The sequence below is a fragment of the Paenibacillus sp. NPDC055715 genome (assembly GCF_053617595.1).
The window spans coordinates 19268-34539 of record NZ_JBSHGA010000023.1; the positions used below are offsets into that span (position 1 = coordinate 19268).

Consider the following 15272-nt stretch of genomic DNA (forward strand, 5'->3'; position numbering starts at 1 on the left):
GGAGAAATGGTGAGTATTAAAAGAGCGCTCGTCAGCGTATCAGATAAACGGGGGATCGTGGAATTTTGCCGCGAGTTGTCCAAATTGGGTGTGGAAATCGTTTCGACAGGGGGAACGAGCAGCTTGTTGTCGAAGGAGGGCATTCCTGTCATCGGCATTTCAGAGGTAACAGGATTTCCTGAAATTATGGACGGACGTGTTAAAACACTTCATCCTGCGGTACACAGCGGCCTGCTGGCTGTTCGGGATAATGAGGAGCATCAGCGTCAGATGAAGGAGCTTGGACTGGATTATATTGATCTGGTCGTTGTGAATCTGTATCCTTTTGCGGAAACGATCGCCAAACCCGGTGTAACCTATGAGGACGCGATTGAAAATATTGATATCGGCGGTCCAACCATGCTGCGTTCTGCGGCAAAAAACCATGCATTCGTAAGTGTGGTAGTAGATGCGGACGATTATAGCACGGTGCTGGAGGAAATCCGCAAGGATGGCGATACCGAGCTGAACACTCGTAAGCGTTTGGCAGCAAAGGTTTTCCGTCATACGGCTTCATACGACGCTTTGATTTCTGATTATTTGTCGAATGTGACAGGCGAGCCATTGCCAGAGCGTTACACGGTAACCTATGAAAAAATTCAGGATTTGCGTTATGGCGAAAATCCGCATCAGCAGGCGGCTTTTTATCGTCAGCCGTTGGCAGCCGAAGGTACACTGACAACAGCGAAACAGCTTCACGGTAAGGAGCTGTCCTACAATAACATCAACGATGCTAACGCTGCACTGCAAATCGTCAAGGAATTCAGCGAGCCAGCAGTGGTGGCGGTTAAGCATATGAACCCTTGCGGCGTGGGAATCGGTGGTAGTATTTATGAAGCGTACAGCAAGGCGTATGCGGCTGATCCAACCTCCATTTTTGGCGGCATCGTAGCGGCTAACCGAATTGTTGACGGTGATACAGCCAAAAAGCTGAGCGAAATCTTTTTGGAAATCGTATTGGCACCGGGCTTTACGCAAGAAGCGCTGGAGATTTTGACGAAAAAGAAAAATATACGTTTGCTTGATCTGGGTGAACTGTCCCCGTCTGAACAGCCGGAGAGCCGTTTCGTTGTGACTTCTATTGAAGGCGGCATGGTCGTTCAGCAAAATGACATTCATGCTCTAGATCCGGATGCACTTACAGTTGTAACGGAGCGTGCGCCGTCCGAAGAAGAACTGAAACAGCTTTTGTTTAGCTGGAAAGTTGTTAAGCATGTGAAATCCAATGCCATCGTATTAGCGGCAGACAATATGACCATTGGCGTGGGTGCCGGACAAATGAACCGTGTCGGAGCGGCCAAGATTGCCGTTGAGCAGGCTGGAGAAAAAGCAAAGGGTGCAGTGCTGGCATCCGATGCATACTTCCCGATGGGCGATACGTTGGAGCTGGCAGCTAAAGCAGGCATTACGGCAGTCATTCAGCCGGGCGGCTCCATCAAGGACGAAGAATCCATCAAGGTTGCTAACGAACACGGCATTGCGATGGTCTTCACAGGCGTGCGTCATTTCAAGCACTAGCTTGTATTAGCTGAGGATGCAGTAGCATTCTCTCACACCATAAACGGGAGAGGGAGGAATCATCTGAATGGATATTTTGGTTATCGGTGGGGGCGGTCGCGAGCATGCAATTGTATGGGCGCTGAAAAAAAGCCCCAAGGCCGGACAAATCTACTGCGCGCCGGGCAATACCGGCATCGGGCAGTTGGCGGAGTGCGTGCCGATTCCGGTGAGTGATTTTGACGCGTTGACAGAGCTGGCGGAATCCAAAAAGGTCGGACTTGTCGTGGTCGGCCCCGATGATCCGCTGGCAGATGGTATTGTGGATGCTTTTGAAGCGAAAGGCATTCCGGTATTCGGACCGCGTAAAAATGCAGCGGAAATTGAAGGTAGCAAAATCTTCATGAAGGATCTGCTGCACAAATATCATATTCCGACAGCGACCTATCGGAAGTTTTATACCTATGAGGAAGCACATGCTTATTTGAAAGAGCAGCCGATTCCTGTGGTCATTAAGGCGGATGGACTGGCAGCAGGCAAAGGAGTAACGGTCGCTTACTCTATGGAGGAAGCGGAAAAGGCTTTATCCGACATTATGGTAGCGAAGGTGTTCGGCGAAGCCGGGGCGCAGGTTGTGATTGAGGAGTTTCTGGCTGGACAGGAAATGTCGATTCTTTCCTTTGTGGATGGTGAAACGGTTCGTCCGATGGCAGCGGCGCAAGATCATAAGCCTGTTTTTGATGGTGACAAAGGGCCGAATACCGGGGGGATGGGCACATATTCCCCATTGCCGCACGTAGCGGATTCGATTATTGAGGAAGCCATTGAGACCATCATTAAGCCGACGGCAAAAGCGATGGTGGCTGAAGGTCGACCGTTCCGGGGTGTTTTATTCGCCGGATTGATGATTTCGCCGGACGGTAAGCCGAAGACGATTGAGTTTAACGCACGCTTCGGTGATCCGGAAACTCAGGTTGTATTGCCACGTCTAAAATCTGATCTGCTCGATATTTTTCTGGCTGCCGTGAATGGCACACTGGATCAGGTAGAGATCGAGTGGAAGGATGAAGCGGCGGTATGTGTGGTGTTGGCTTCCGGGGGCTATCCTGGGACGTACGCCAAAGGCGTTTCGATCCACGGACTGGATCAGGCGGATGAAGCTATTGTGTTCCATGCTGGTACAGGCATCAACGAACAGGGTGAGTGGGTAACAAACGGTGGACGCGTGTTAGGCGTGGTCGGTTTGGGACGTGATATTGCCGAAGCGCGGGACAAGGCGTATGAACAGGCAGCACGTATTACCTTCGAAGGTAAGCAAAACCGTACGGATATCGCGGCAAAAGCACTGCTATAGTAGCGTCTTTATAAGATAGAGAGGACCTCTTCGAAGGTTCTCTTTTTTTGTTTGACAAAAAGCATACTTATCCTATGGGAATTAATAATTCAAAACTGACTGACTGATCAATCGGGAGAAGAAACAGCAGAAACCGATCGCAGAACGCAGCTTCTTCACATTGCATTGAAGCGATTCGCCGAGCAAGGGTACCATCAAACGAAGGTTTCAGATATCGTGGTGGAGGCCGGAGTGGCCCAAGACACGTTTTATTGGCATTTTAAAAGCAAAGAGGCGCTGGCACTGGAGATTATCGCTACAGGCCGCGAACAACTGCTGGCAGCGATAGGACAAGGATACCGCCGTGATGCAGGCACGCTGGCTGATATGGTTAAAGCGTCAGAAGCATTGCTTGTCCGTCTGTTTGATTTCGCATTGGAGAACCGCTATCTGGTGGGATTGCTCCTGATCGGCAGCGGTGTTGACAGACCGTGAAAAGGTCATTGATTTCACAGAGCCGTATATCACAAACAATGTAAAAATCATCGTAAACAATAAAACAAACGATATTACCAAGCTGGAGGATTTTAAAGGCAAAACGATTGGTATCGGCTTGGGAACGAATGATGAGTCCTATCTGTGTAGCGAAGTGCTGCCGAAGGTTGGAGATTCGAGATTAAAACGTATGATGATGTCATTACTTCCTTGAAGGATTTGAACTCTGGTCGCCTTGACGCAACAATCAACAATCTGTATGCGCTCAAGCCCATTGTTGGTAAAAACGGCTTCCAGATTAAAGAGGTAGGCGAGCCGATCAAATCCGCTCAAGCGGGTGTGGCTATTAACAAGGATACTCCTGAGCTTAAGGCGCTTTTCGAGGGTCCCCAGCATGAGAGAACACAGAAATTTTTAATCGTTTCCTGTCGGACATTATTCGTATTGATACTGATGCAGAAGGTACGCGTAAGGGAGAAATGCCGAAGGGCTTTACAGCGATTGACCTGACGCTCTATGTTAATGGCGATATTCCGAATGACCGCGTGTGGAAAGCGATTCAAATGGGTAAGGAAAAATATTGTGCTGTATCCGACTCCTTGAAAGCGGAGATTCGTATGCACCTGATCCTGAATGGAACAGAAGTACCACATCCAGCGTAAGGGTGCAAAGTTAGTAAAGAGAGTCAACCTGTGTTATATGCAGATTGACTCTCCTTTTTTAATTTTATTTGCAAATATGACATGTAATGAAACCTTTTGTGCTTTGTTTTCGTTTACAATAGAAACTGAAATATAAAAATGGGAAAATAAACCTGTGTGCTGAGTGCATACGGGGGGAGGCTTATAGTGAAACGAAAGCAGCTTGTGATCATAGCAGTGGGCTTGGCTACGGTACTCATCATGATTGGTTTGGCCGTGGGATTGCCATCATCGAAGCAGGATAGAATGGCTAATACCCCGGATACTGTTCGGCCCGCAACCGCCATTGCAGCTGACGCTAAGGATGAAACGATTGAGCACGATAGCGCCCACCGTATGCTGCGCTTTTTGGAGGAACATCCAGAGAAAGCATCCATTACAATTCTGAGGGATGGAAAGAAGCTGGCAGGCCGTGAGGAAAACCGGATGATGCCCTTGGCGAGTACGGTCAAGACGGTCATTGCGGTCGAATATACCAAACAGGCTGCGGCAGGTACAATTAACCCAGATGAACGGATCAAGCTGACTGCGCTGGAGCGGTTCTATCTGCCGCTTCTGGATGGTGGCGCACATCCGGCATGGTTGAAAGATATGGAAGCCAAAGGACGGTTGAAAAACGGAACTGTGTCTCTTCGCGAAGTCGCCAAAGGTATGGTTCGGTTTAGCTCCAATGCCAATACCGAGTATTTAATGGACAGACTGGGCCTGGAACGAATTAACCAAACGAAAACTATCTTGGGACTCCAGAATCATGATCAAATTTATCCATTTGTATCTTCAATTCTGATTCCTTACGAATGGATGAGGGAGACTCAGGGATGGGCATGGGACGGTGCAAAGAATAGCAATTCCGCCAAAGCTGCCGTTCAAGCGATGTCTGACGTAGAGTTCCGCCAATATGCTCAGATGATCCATAACAAGCTGGTTCGCGATACAAGTGGTTCATATAAGAAAAATGCCGCTATGGCGACTTGGTATGATCGAGAATTTGATCGAATGAATACGGACCGTTTTATAGCTTCGACGACAGCCGATTATGCGTCCTTGATGAGTAGGCTGAACAGCCGTCAAGGCTTTACGAAAGCTGAGCAAAAATTATTGTCAGAGGTCATGGAACAGCTGATGGATCATCCAGCAAATCAGGAATGGCTGAAACATTCCGGGCAAAAGGGCGGATCTACCGCATATGTCCTCACCCTGGCCATGTATGCGACGGATAAGGAAGGACATTCGACCGAAATGGCGGTCTTCTTTAAGGACCTGGACCCATTCACGAATGCCTCCTTGCAAAGTATGATGAATGAATTTAAAAAACGGCTATTGCGTGATGAACCGTTCAGAAAAGAAATCAATCAGCGCATTGGTGTACAGGTGGAAATCTAACTCCTAATCGTTGCCTTTTGGCTTGCGTTCCCGTAGCAACAAGTACAGAAAGTACGGTGCGCCAATAATAGCTGTCACGATGCCTGCGGGAATTTCGAGCGGCGGCTTCAAGCCCCGTCCCAGCGCATCGGCGAGAACGAGAATCAGAGCGCCAACCATGGCTGCGCCGGGCAGCAGATAGCGGTGGCGGTTACCGAACAGCCGTCTCGCCAGATGCGGCGCCAACAGGCCGATAAAGCCGATGGAGCCGATGGCAGCGACACAGGAGGCAGCCAGGGCGACAGATACGGCCAGCAGTCCTGTGCGCACACGCTTCACGTTAAGTCCCAGCCCCGCCGAGCTTTCTTCGTCGAGGTTCATAATGTCCAGCTTGCGCTGTAGGGCATAGGCTAGAGGCAACAGCACGACCAGCCACGGCAGTAGCCCGTATACTTCATCCCAGCCTTTACCCCACAGACTTCCAGCCAGCCAAGTCAACGTATCGCTTGCTTCGAGCGGATATTTGACCAGAATATAATCGGTCGCAGCCTGAAAAATAGCGCCCACCGCCAGCCCGGTCAAGGCCAGCATATTGGGGCGCATGCTGCCTTTCATCGAGAGCTGCACGAGCAGCAACGCGGCAAGCCCGGCCCCGGCAAAGGCGGCTACAGGCAGCAGCACCACCGGGGAAGAGGGCAGCAGCACGATGACGAGAACCGCCGCGAAGCCGGCTCCCTTCGATACGCCCATCACGTCCGGCGAAGCGAGCGGGTTGCGGATCATGCCTTGCAGCAGCACCCCGGCTACCGCCAGTCCTGCCCCGGCCATAATCGCCAGCAGCCCGCGCGGTAGTCGATAGTGGTGAACGATGAACCATGACGTGGTGTTATGGTTCGTCAGAGCCGCGATCAGCTCGACAGGTGTAATATAGGTACTGCCTACGCCGATGGCGACAAAAGAAATACCCAACGTCAGCGCGAGTAAAATCCACAGCTTTTTCATCGTGAAGCCCTCCCGTTCTTATGCGCCAGATACAAAAAGAAGGGCGCACCCACCAGCGCGGTTACAATTCCAACGGGCGACTCGTAAGGAAACGCGATAAATCGTCCCAACACATCGGCATATGTCAGCAGCAGAGCCCCGCAGATGGCAGACAGGGGAATGACTCGCTTGTAATTATCGCCCGTGAATATCTTGATGATGTTAGGCACCATTAGGCCGACAAAGCCGATGGAGCCCGCTACTGCTACGGCAGAGCCTGCCAGCATAATCACCGAGGCCGAGGCAAGTAGTCGAACGAGGCGTACATTTTGCCCCAATCCCTGTGCGACCTCCGTACCGAGGCTCAGCACAGACAGCGAGGGAGCCAGCGCCAGCGCCAGGATCATGCCGATGGTGAACCATGGCAGCACAAGACGCGTATCGGCCCAAGTGGACCCGTCGATGGCTCCTGCGAGCCAGTACAGCACGTCGGATATTTGCTCGTTGAACACGAGCAGCCCTTGGGTGACGGAGGCCAGCAGCAGATGCACCGCCATTCCTGCCAAGGCCAGCTTGACCGGTGACATGCCTGCCGTTCCCGCCAGTGTATAAATGAAGGAACCGCCCGCGATGGCCCCGGCAAAAGCAAAATAAATGCTGCCGGACGACCCGATATTCGGTAGCAGCACGACCGACAGCACGACGGCCAGCGAAGCACCCGAGCTGACCCCGAACACCTGCGGTGAAGCCAGCGGGTTGCGTGTAATGGCCTGCATCAGCGCTCCGGCCACGGCGAGTCCAGCCCCGACGATCAGGCCAATGACGGCACGCGGCAGGCGAACTGTCAGGATAATGAGCTGATCCTTGGACGGATGCTCGGTGAACAGCGCGGTCAGCATGGTGGGGATGTCCATCCTGACCGGACCAATCGCCATGCTCAGCAACAGTCCAGTCAGCAGCGCGGCGATAAGTGCAAAGAAGACCGGCTTATTCAGCCGGTCGCGTGGGGCTTGTCCGATCAACGGGAGGCGTCTCCTTTACTTTGCGCGGGATACAGAAGCGAAATAGCTTGCTCCAGTATTTTCTCGGCTGAGCCGAGTCCACGGTACCGGGTCCATAGTGCCCGGTTCACTTCGTAAACTTCCCCTTTTTTAACGGCCGTGATGTTTTGCCACAGCGGATTTGGCTTCCATTCTGAAATCAGCTTCTCATCGGCTTCAGCCATAAAGATTACATCCGGATCGGCTTGTGCTATCTGCTCCAGGGTCAGCTTGACGGTAGGTTCGCTTGTATTTTGAAGGGCATTATGGATGCCTGCTTGCTCCAGCAGTTGTCCATCAAAGGAAGATGCAGCATGACCAGTCAGTGAATCGGAGCGAAATACCCCGATCAGAACACTACGTGGCTCACCAGCTCGGATGCCTTGTTTCAGCTTTTCCATTGTAGCTTTATGGGCAGCAAGAATCTGTTCACCTTTTTCCTTCTCGTCCAACGCATCGGCAATGACACCGAAGGATGCCAGGTTTTGTTCATAGGAGGAATTCCTGCTTTTCAGAACAATGGTCGGAGCAATCTCACTCAGTTCTTTGTATATGCTTTTATGACGGCTCAGATCGGCAATAATCAAATCCGGCTTCAAGGAGCTGATGGTTTCCAGGTTCGGCTGCTTGCGTGTGCCTACAGGCGTGAAGTCGATTTTTTTGCCGAGCAGTCCATCAATATCATCGTCATTTTCCTGAGCTATCCCGACAGGTGTTACGCCCAGTCGGGTTGCCGCATCGACAAAAGAGAATTCCAGCGTTACGATTCTTTTCGGTTTACCCGTAATTGGGGTTTCTCCCATCTCATGCTTAATGATTCGGGTATCGCCTGTTGCTTGAGATGTTGCTGCGCTGTTATCTTTTGCTTGGCTTCCACATCCCGCCGTAATGACGGTCAGCAGCGTAAGGATCACTGCAAGCAGCATGCCTGTGCGTAGTGGTTGTTTCGGTGTTGCCATGGTTGTCCCCCGTTTCCGTTCCAAAGTATGCTTACCAGAGAAATTGATAATCATTATCAATTAATCAACTGTTGATCATTCTAGCAATCGGGAGGAGGGACGTAAACAATGTGATCATTTAAACCATTTTGGCTTATAAAGTGAATTAAGTTCATTAAAATTTATGGGGTGGAGGGGATTCGCCGATAGATACGCTCCGGTCTGCCGACTGTCCCATACATCTGATCGTGGCGGGCGTCGCCGCTTTCTACTAAATACTCCAGATACCTTCTGGCTGTGGAGCGGCTCATGCCCAGCTCAATCCCGACCGTTCCGGTAGTCAACTCACCACGTCTATTTAGCAGATCAAGTACCTTGTCGCAGGTCACTTTATCAATGCCTTTGGCCCATAAAACTCCGGCTCCGCTGCCTGCCATCCTAGCATTGCCTGCGCTTTGAAGCAGACTGTCAATTTCGGATTGCTCCACCGTAGATTGTTCCTTTTGCCATGTTGTGACTTGTCGCCGAAAACGGGCATATTCCTCCAGCGTCGCACGCAATCTCTCGAATACAAGCGGCTTCACGATAAAATCAAACACACCTGCGCGAACGGCCTGTACCACCGTTTCTGCTTCCTTGGCAGCGGTGAGCATGATGACATCCGTGCCCGGGTAGTGTTGCTTGATGAATGACAGCAGAGTCAGACCGTCCGTATCGGGAAAATAAACATCCAGCACCACCAAAGGAGGACGTAGCACGTCCAGTTGAAGCTTTGCCTCAAACTCGTTCGTGGCTATTGCATATACGGTGAACCCGTCCACCATTTCAATAAATCGGCGGTTAATCTCCGCAATTCGCGGATCATCTTCAATAATAAGAACCTCAATATCCGATAAAATCCGCTCATTCATGGGCGTAACCTCCTTTTGCATCATCACTCATTACTGACCTATTTAAAGGTATGCGTATTTCAAAAATGGTACCTCCACCTGTCCGTTCAAGTACTTTTATTGAGCCGCTCATTCGCTCTGCATACTCTTGCACGAGAGCAAGGCCGTAGCCGTGTCCTGCTTCTGTTTTGATTGATGCTCCTTTGACGAACAGCTTTCCCCGGATATTTTTCGAGATTCCCAATCCGTTGTCCGCAACCTCGACGGTTATTGCCTCCGCCGTTTCTTCAAGCCGGAACCAGACCTGTCCCTCAGGGGCGGAGTGCATCGCGACAGCTTCCATGGCGTTATCCAGCAGGTTTGCGGCCATTGCAGCGAGAAGCGACCACTCCAACGTAGCAGAAAAGGTAGAGAACACACCGCTAATAGTAGAATGTAATACAATCCCCTTGTCCAGCGCCTGTTTTTTCTTGCCGATCAGCAGGCTGGCGATGATTGAATCAGGTAAAAGAGTATAGGAAACGGACCTGTGCACCCGATACTCCTCCGATTCCTGAGTAATAAAGTCCACCGCTTCGTCATAACACTCCAACTGAAGCAGACCGGATATGAGATACAGCCGATTGGTGTATTCGTGTGTTTGTGATCGCAGAACTTTCGCATAATCTTTGACCTCTGTCAACTGCCGCGTCATGCGAAGCAGCTCTGTTTTGTCACGCAGATTGGCAACCGTGCCCATCACTCGCCCGGAGCGATCCTTGATCGGCACACGGCTGACGACTACGACTCGTTGTTGGATCTCAATTTCCTCATTGAATACGATTTGTTCCTGGACTGGCTTCATACTTGCATTTTTCGCGATGAAATCTGCAGCAAGTACATCTGCTAGTTTACCTGCGGCACCCGGCAAGTGACGAAGCTCGTATCCGTATAGGGTAGTTTCCAAGGGGAGGCCAAGCAAACGGACGGCTTGTGGATTGGCAAGTGTGACTTGTCCACTGCTATTAACTGCGATAATCCCTTCGCCTATGGATTCCAGAATGGCTTGCTTTTCCTGGTACAAACGTCCAATCTCCACCGGTTCCAGTCCATGCAGCTCCCGGCGTACCTTTTGCGCTATTAGCAAACTTCCTAAAATGCCAATCATCAGCACGCCCACCATGAACCACAGCCATGCATACGTGTATGTACGAATATTTTGCTCCACATCTGTCATTAAAAAACCTACAGAAACGAGTCCGATGGGCTGGTCTTGTTCATCATAAACCGCAGTTTTGGTCCGCAGTGACGGTACGAGAGAGCCCGTGGATTCCGTAATAAAGGGCTGCCCTTGCAACACCTTGTCATTCAGCGGGTCCATCATAGGCTGTCTGATGAGTTCCGGGTTAACATGCCATTGACGGATGAGATGGCGATCAGCAATAGTAATAAAATCAGCGCCGCCGCCGGCTTGGACTGGCTTTACTGCCTCGTTGATTCGCGAATGCAATTGCGTCGTATCGGTCCTTTCCAAAGCCTCCCTGACCTGCGCATCTACCGCAAGCGTATTGGTAACGGTCAGTGCCCTTTTCCCGATCTCTTCGTAAAGGGCGGAGGTGATCATATATCGAAAGGATAATCCCAACAGCCCGGTAACGACCAGCACTAAAAGGGATATGTATACCATTAGTTTTGTCTGAAAACGCACATGCCTTCACCCTCTTCAAGCAAGATATAGGAGGAGCTGATCACCCGATAATCTCTCCTCAATACGATCCATTTTACTGTATTACAGGAACAGCCGCACTTTTAATCTGTCGAATGAATGGTCTATAATAGAAATAGTTACATAATGTGAGGAGGACAATATCATGTTTATTATTCATGCTGATATGAAAGTTTTACCTGAAAAGAGAGAGGATTTTCTGCAACAAACTCAAGGATTGATCAGCGCATCACAGGCTGAAGAGGGCAATGTGCGCTACACGCTGATGCAGGATTTGAATGATCCTAACGCATTTACGATGGTGGAAGAATGGAAGGATGCAGCCGCTGTAGATTTCCACAACAAGTCTGCCCATTTCCAAGCATTTGTTGCCGCAGCTAAGGAATTGTTGTCGGCTCCGCTTCAAGTGAATGCTTTTCAGGATGCAACCAAACTGTAATCATCCCGCCGGATAAATCATAATTCAGGAACAGGAGGAGATGGACATGGGGAACATTGCGGATACAACTGTACTGAATAACGAAGTTGAGATGCCTTGGTTGGGTTTTGGTACATACAAGGCAGAAGGCAATGAGGTCTATGAAGCGGTCAAAACAGCCATTGAGGTCGGCTACCGTAGCATTGATACGGCGGCGATTTATGGGAATGAGGAGCTGGTCGGACAAGCCATTCGCGATAGTGGGGCGGCCAGAAAAGATTTGTTTGTTACCACAAAGCTATGGAACCAGGATCAGGGCTTTGACTCAGCACTGCGTGCCTTCGAGGAAAGCCGTAAGCGGCTGGGCCTGGACATCATTGATCTGTATCTCATTCATTGGCCTGGCAAGGACAAGTACAAGGAAACCTGGAAGGCATTTGAACGCCTGTATGAAGAAGGAAGCGTACGCGCCATCGGAGTAAGCAACTTCCAAGTTCACCATCTCGAAAACCTCCTGAAAGACAGCAACATCGTACCTGCAATCAACCAAGTGGAGCTTCACCCGCGTCTGACACAGCAAGAACTGCATCAATACTGCCGGGAGCACCAGATTCAGCTTGAATCCTGGAGTCCACTGATGAAGGGTAAATTGACCGAGCAAGTGGATATCGTTGAGATTGCTGCAAAATACGGCAAAACCTCGTCGCAGGTTATTTTGCGCTGGCATCTGGATCGGGGTATCGTGACGATTCCCAAATCTGTAACCGCACATCGTATTCGCGAAAATGCTGATTTGTTCGATTTTGAACTGACGGCAGAGGATATTAACCGAATCAACGCACTTCATCTTGATGAGCGTGTGGGCACTCATCCCGATAAGCTGTTGTTCTAGTTTTAGAATGAAAAAGAACCTTCAATTCCACATGTATCGTGGTTTTGGAGGTTCTTTATATTTATGCATTGGGATCTTCTCATACGCTTTTACCGTCTGGACAGAGTGACTACGTCCTGTAGTCTACTTTTGGGTTAATTTGCGATGCAGGAGGAAGGAATAGAGTATGGGGGCGACGACGGATATAACCAGTCCAGTGAGAAAAATAGCCGTTCCCGCCACTCCATCGACCCATGCCGCCACCAAACCCGAAGCACCACCGAGCATCATCATAGGGCCCCCGAAACGGTGCGTTTTACGCCATACCTCCGGGTTGGACAAAGTCCACGGCGTGCGGATACCGAAGGTATAGTTCGGCTGTACCTGAGTCAAATAATTACCTAGCACCAGCATCATCAGGCCTATTGCCCCGAGAACTATAGTATTCATTTGCAGCAGTGTGTTCAGGTTATACATAAGCATGCCCCAACCGGCTACAGCAAATACAACGGCAAGACTTGCACGTGTTACTTCGTAGGCTTTAGAAAATTTTTCGAAATTCGCTCGATTCGGGTCCAAATAGCGGACTAACCGGAGCAATAGCGGTACAAGGCCCATCAGCACCAGCATGAAAATAGCACCCGTTTTACCCATATATCTGTCAGCCGTATTGTCAAAGCTAAAATGGGAAGCCATCATGACAGGCAGGCGATCATACAGCAGCAGAGCCCCTATAGCGGGTGATAGGGCAATCAAAGTCGTCAAAACATCCATAAAGTTCCATTTCATTCGAGATTTCATTCAGATTCCTCCGTATCCTTGATGTCATTCGCATTTTGCTTCGCAGGGGCATCGGAGTGGGCAATGCCGAACATCCAACCGATGACATCTGCGACAACCGTCGTATGCAGGGTGTAAATAATGTTTTGCCCTTGTCGCTCATCCAGCACTAGCCCAGCTTGCTTCAAGATATTCAGATGGTGGGATATGCTGGGCTTGCTGATTTCAAAATGCTCAGCCACTTCGCCTGCGCTCATGCTTTTCTCTTTCAAGAGCTGTAATATTTTACGCCGGGTCGGATCAGCTAAAGCTTTGAAGGCATCATTCAAAATCCATTTCCTCCTTTAGATATTTAGATAATATTCTAAATATCTAAAGCAATAATAAAATAGAGCTATGATACTTGTCAACAGATAAATACATCATTTTAGAAAAAGGTTTAGAGCAGGTTTGCTGATTTCGATTGTAAAAGGTAGGGAAGTTCGCTATAATTCATTTATATAAAAAATAAGAATCTTAATTTAAAATAAAAAAATAGAGGAGGATATATATGAAACATGTATTCCGTAAAGGAAGTCATCCGCAGGGCCCGGTTATTCTACTGTTGCACGGTACAGGCGGGAACGAACAAGACCTGATCCCTTTGGCTGATTTGGTAGCACCGGGAGCGTCTGTTTTAGGAGTAAGGGGAAATGTGTTGGAAAATGGGCTGCCGCGTTTCTTTCGCCGTTTGGCAGAGGGGGTGTTCGATATCGAGGATCTCGTATTCCGTACCAAGGAACTGAGTGAATTTGTGGATACGGCTGCGGAGCAATACGATTTTGACCGCAACAACGTTGTGGCTCTTGGCTATTCCAACGGGGCGAATATAGCGGCCAGCATGCTCTTTCACGATGCTAAGGCACTGCGTGGAGCTATTTTGCACCATGCGATGGTGCCGCTGCGTGGGCTGAATCTGCCAGACTTGAATGGTGTTCCTGTATTCCTGTCTTCCGGTGAAAACGACCCGATTGTTCCAGTTGCGGAATCCCGTGAGCTGCAAACCTTGCTGGAAGGCGCAGGTGCGCAGGTAGATGCACATTGGGAACGCCATGGTCACCAATTGACCCGTACCGAGGCCGAAGCCGCAGGAAAGTGGTTTGCAGAAACATTTTGTCCTGAATGACCTGGAATAATACTAGAAGTTATTCCATTTTACTAATAATGACGCAGGAATGCATAAAATCATCCGATAGTGATCAAGCTACGGATTAGCGCTCCCGTGAGCGATCCCCATTATTAGGAGGCGACAAACGAAATGGCAAAACCAGATAATCGAGCCGATAATGTTGAACATTTACAACAAAGTATTCAGAATACACAGCAGAACCTGCATGAAGCTGAAGGGTATCTCAACGAATTTTCCTCTGAAATCAGCAATGAGGAGCGTAAGCAGATCGAAGAAAAGAACGATCGCCGTAAAGAAAGTATTAGATCGTTTCGGGAGGAAGTTAAGGACGAGGCAGACCATTCCCAAGAATAGGTAACAGGGTGCGGCACAGCTCCGAATTTCAATTGGAGTTGTGTCAGTCCGTCCACCAAGGTAATCGGTGTGGAACCGCTTGGAGCGGCGTCGATGACGAAAGCGATGCGTTTGAACAAGGTGGTTACGCTGGAGCAAATAGACAAGTTCGTTGACGGAGCAGCTGTTAAGCGTGTTGGTCAGTTAACGTATGATATTTGTACACGTACCTTGGAAGATATTGTGAAGGTGCCGGAAGGCAAGGCGTGTACCGCGATTCTGAAGCTGTATAATGAAAATGCGATTGTTGTGGAGCCTGCGGGTTCGTTGCCTGTAGCAGCATTGGATATGTACCGTGAACAGATTCAGGGGAAAACGGTTGTGTGCATCGTAAGCGGCGCTTCGTGAGTTTCTTCAGGATGTGCTTATTTAAGAAGGAGCCCTAGGGCTCCTTCCAGATTGTCGAGAAACCCCGTCTTTTTGAGACGTGGGTTTCTTTTTCTTTACATCATAAGGCTCTGGTATCTGGAGAAACAGGGGGCTACCCCTGTTTCTCCAGGCGATCCAGGTGGATCGCCATCTTCTTCATGTTCTGCACGGCTGCCGTCATGAGGGCTTGTTCCCTGACGTTCGGAAGTCCGCGCAAACGGCAATAGCGAAACCCATGGAGCTCTTTAGCATCCGCGAAGCTTCGCTCAATCGTCTCTTTTCGTTTGCGGTA

General features: G+C 49.7%; 15 protein-coding genes and 4 pseudogenes. 11 read left to right on the forward strand and 8 right to left on the reverse strand.

Going from position 1 to position 15272, the window contains the following annotated elements; genetic code table 11:
• Window positions 1–9 precede the first annotated feature (9 nt).
• The 6 genes and pseudogenes from purH to ACWGOO_RS21910 all read left to right on the forward strand — a co-directional run bounded on the left by purH (window position 10) and on the right by ACWGOO_RS21910 (window position 5448).
• Window positions 10–1557, forward strand: a complete 1548-nt coding sequence (purH, locus tag ACWGOO_RS21885) for a bifunctional phosphoribosylaminoimidazolecarboxamide formyltransferase/IMP cyclohydrolase (protein ID WP_452486814.1) — start codon at window positions 10–12, stop codon at window positions 1555–1557.
• Between the two features lie 67 nt (window positions 1558–1624).
• A complete protein-coding gene (purD, locus tag ACWGOO_RS21890; RefSeq protein WP_452486816.1) occupies window positions 1625–2890 on the forward strand; it encodes a phosphoribosylamine--glycine ligase in 1266 nt (421 codons plus the stop codon).
• Window positions 2891–2989: 99 nt separating this feature from the next.
• Window positions 2990–3361, forward strand: a pseudogene (locus ACWGOO_RS21895) (TetR/AcrR family transcriptional regulator); the annotation flags it as partial.
• Window positions 3345–3736, forward strand: a pseudogene (locus tag ACWGOO_RS21900) (ABC transporter substrate-binding protein); the annotation flags it as partial. The pseudogenes ACWGOO_RS21895 and ACWGOO_RS21900, both read left to right, overlap by 17 nt.
• 32 nt (window positions 3737–3768) lie before the next feature.
• A pseudogene (locus ACWGOO_RS21905) lies at window positions 3769–4026 on the forward strand (OsmC family protein); the annotation flags it as partial.
• A 186-nt stretch (window positions 4027–4212) separates the two neighbouring features.
• Window positions 4213–5448: a serine hydrolase gene (locus tag ACWGOO_RS21910; protein WP_452486817.1), complete on the forward strand. Its 1236-nt coding sequence runs from the start codon at window positions 4213–4215 to the stop codon at window positions 5446–5448.
• A gap of 3 nt (window positions 5449–5451) precedes the next feature.
• Here the strand turns inward: ACWGOO_RS21910 and ACWGOO_RS21915 are convergent, their stop codons facing one another.
• The 5 genes from ACWGOO_RS21915 to ACWGOO_RS21935 all read right to left on the reverse strand — a co-directional run bounded on the left by ACWGOO_RS21915 (window position 5452) and on the right by ACWGOO_RS21935 (window position 10942).
• Window positions 5452–6429 carry a FecCD family ABC transporter permease gene (locus ACWGOO_RS21915; protein ID WP_452486819.1) on the reverse strand — a complete coding sequence of 326 codons (978 nt, stop codon included), beginning with the start codon at window positions 6427–6429 and terminating at the stop codon, window positions 5452–5454.
• On the reverse strand, window positions 6426–7430 hold the full coding sequence (locus ACWGOO_RS21920) for a FecCD family ABC transporter permease (RefSeq protein ID WP_452486821.1): 1005 nt from the start codon (window positions 7428–7430) through the stop codon (window positions 6426–6428). Before ACWGOO_RS21920 ends, ACWGOO_RS21915 begins: the two co-directional genes overlap by 4 nt.
• A complete protein-coding gene (locus ACWGOO_RS21925) occupies window positions 7427–8407 on the reverse strand; it encodes an ABC transporter substrate-binding protein (RefSeq protein WP_452486823.1) in 981 nt (326 codons plus the stop codon). The genes ACWGOO_RS21920 and ACWGOO_RS21925 overlap by 4 nt, the downstream gene beginning before the upstream one ends.
• 161 nt (window positions 8408–8568) lie before the next feature.
• Window positions 8569–9297, reverse strand: coding sequence for a response regulator (locus ACWGOO_RS21930; RefSeq protein ID WP_452486824.1), 729 nt, complete (start codon window positions 9295–9297; stop codon window positions 8569–8571).
• On the reverse strand, window positions 9290–10942 hold the full coding sequence (locus tag ACWGOO_RS21935; RefSeq protein WP_452486826.1) for an ATP-binding protein: 1653 nt from the start codon (window positions 10940–10942) through the stop codon (window positions 9290–9292). Before ACWGOO_RS21935 ends, ACWGOO_RS21930 begins: the two co-directional genes overlap by 8 nt.
• A 184-nt stretch (window positions 10943–11126) precedes the next feature.
• Between ACWGOO_RS21935 and ACWGOO_RS21940 the strand changes: the two genes are divergently transcribed.
• Both ACWGOO_RS21940 and ACWGOO_RS21945 read left to right on the forward strand, forming a co-directional pair.
• Window positions 11127–11420, forward strand: a complete 294-nt coding sequence (locus ACWGOO_RS21940) for a putative quinol monooxygenase (RefSeq protein WP_452486828.1) — start codon at window positions 11127–11129, stop codon at window positions 11418–11420.
• 46 nt (window positions 11421–11466) lie between these two features.
• A complete protein-coding gene (locus tag ACWGOO_RS21945) occupies window positions 11467–12291 on the forward strand; it encodes an aldo/keto reductase (protein ID WP_452486830.1) in 825 nt (274 codons plus the stop codon).
• A gap of 123 nt (window positions 12292–12414) precedes the next feature.
• Here ACWGOO_RS21945 and ACWGOO_RS21950 read toward each other — a convergent pair whose 3' ends face one another.
• Together ACWGOO_RS21950 and ACWGOO_RS21955 are read right to left on the reverse strand one after the other, a co-directional pair.
• A complete protein-coding gene (locus ACWGOO_RS21950) occupies window positions 12415–13071 on the reverse strand; it encodes an SdpI family protein (protein ID WP_452486833.1) in 657 nt (218 codons plus the stop codon).
• Window positions 13068–13379 carry an autorepressor SdpR family transcription factor gene (locus tag ACWGOO_RS21955; RefSeq protein ID WP_452486835.1) on the reverse strand — a complete coding sequence of 104 codons (312 nt, stop codon included), beginning with the start codon at window positions 13377–13379 and terminating at the stop codon, window positions 13068–13070. Before ACWGOO_RS21955 ends, ACWGOO_RS21950 begins: the two co-directional genes overlap by 4 nt.
• A gap of 221 nt (window positions 13380–13600) precedes the next feature.
• On the opposite strand from ACWGOO_RS21955, the gene ACWGOO_RS21960 reads away from it, so the two are divergent.
• The 3 genes and pseudogenes from ACWGOO_RS21960 to ACWGOO_RS21970 form a co-directional block, all read left to right on the forward strand.
• Entirely contained in the window at window positions 13601–14215 is a 615-nt protein-coding gene (locus tag ACWGOO_RS21960; protein WP_452486837.1) for an alpha/beta hydrolase, read from the forward strand.
• A 132-nt stretch (window positions 14216–14347) separates the two neighbouring features.
• The gene (gene tlp, locus ACWGOO_RS21965) at window positions 14348–14572 is read left to right on the forward strand and encodes a small acid-soluble spore protein Tlp (protein WP_452486839.1); all 225 of its coding nucleotides are present in this window, start codon (window positions 14348–14350) and stop codon (window positions 14570–14572) included.
• A gap of 42 nt (window positions 14573–14614) precedes the next feature.
• Window positions 14615–14956, forward strand: a pseudogene (locus tag ACWGOO_RS21970) (pyridoxal-phosphate dependent enzyme); the annotation flags it as partial.
• 136 nt (window positions 14957–15092) lie between these two features.
• Here the strand turns inward: ACWGOO_RS21970 and ACWGOO_RS21975 are convergent.
• On the reverse strand, window positions 15093–15272 hold a 180-nt coding region (locus tag ACWGOO_RS21975; RefSeq protein ID WP_452486841.1), incomplete at its 5' end, for a transposase.

Bases quoted from the DNA above. Each gene is read 5' to 3' on its own strand.
- ACWGOO_RS21930 (WP_452486824.1), bottom strand. From the start codon at position 9,297: ATGAATGAGCGGATTTTATCGGATATTGAGGTTCTTATTATTGAAGAT.
- purD (WP_452486816.1), top strand. From the start codon at position 1,625: ATGGATATTTTGGTTATCGGTGGGGGCGGTCGCGAGCATGCAATTGTA.
- tlp (WP_452486839.1), top strand. From the start codon at position 14,348: ATGGCAAAACCAGATAATCGAGCCGATAATGTTGAACATTTACAACAA.
- ACWGOO_RS21945 (WP_452486830.1), top strand. From the start codon at position 11,467: ATGGGGAACATTGCGGATACAACTGTACTGAATAACGAAGTTGAGATG.
- ACWGOO_RS21935 (WP_452486826.1), bottom strand. From the start codon at position 10,942: ATGGTATACATATCCCTTTTAGTGCTGGTCGTTACCGGGCTGTTGGGA.
- ACWGOO_RS21960 (WP_452486837.1), top strand. From the start codon at position 13,601: ATGAAACATGTATTCCGTAAAGGAAGTCATCCGCAGGGCCCGGTTATT.
- ACWGOO_RS21940 (WP_452486828.1), top strand. From the start codon at position 11,127: ATGTTTATTATTCATGCTGATATGAAAGTTTTACCTGAAAAGAGAGAG.
- ACWGOO_RS21925 (WP_452486823.1), bottom strand. From the start codon at position 8,407: ATGGCAACACCGAAACAACCACTACGCACAGGCATGCTGCTTGCAGTG.
- ACWGOO_RS21950 (WP_452486833.1), bottom strand. From the start codon at position 13,071: ATGAAATCTCGAATGAAATGGAACTTTATGGATGTTTTGACGACTTTG.
- ACWGOO_RS21915 (WP_452486819.1), bottom strand. From the start codon at position 6,429: ATGAAAAAGCTGTGGATTTTACTCGCGCTGACGTTGGGTATTTCTTTT.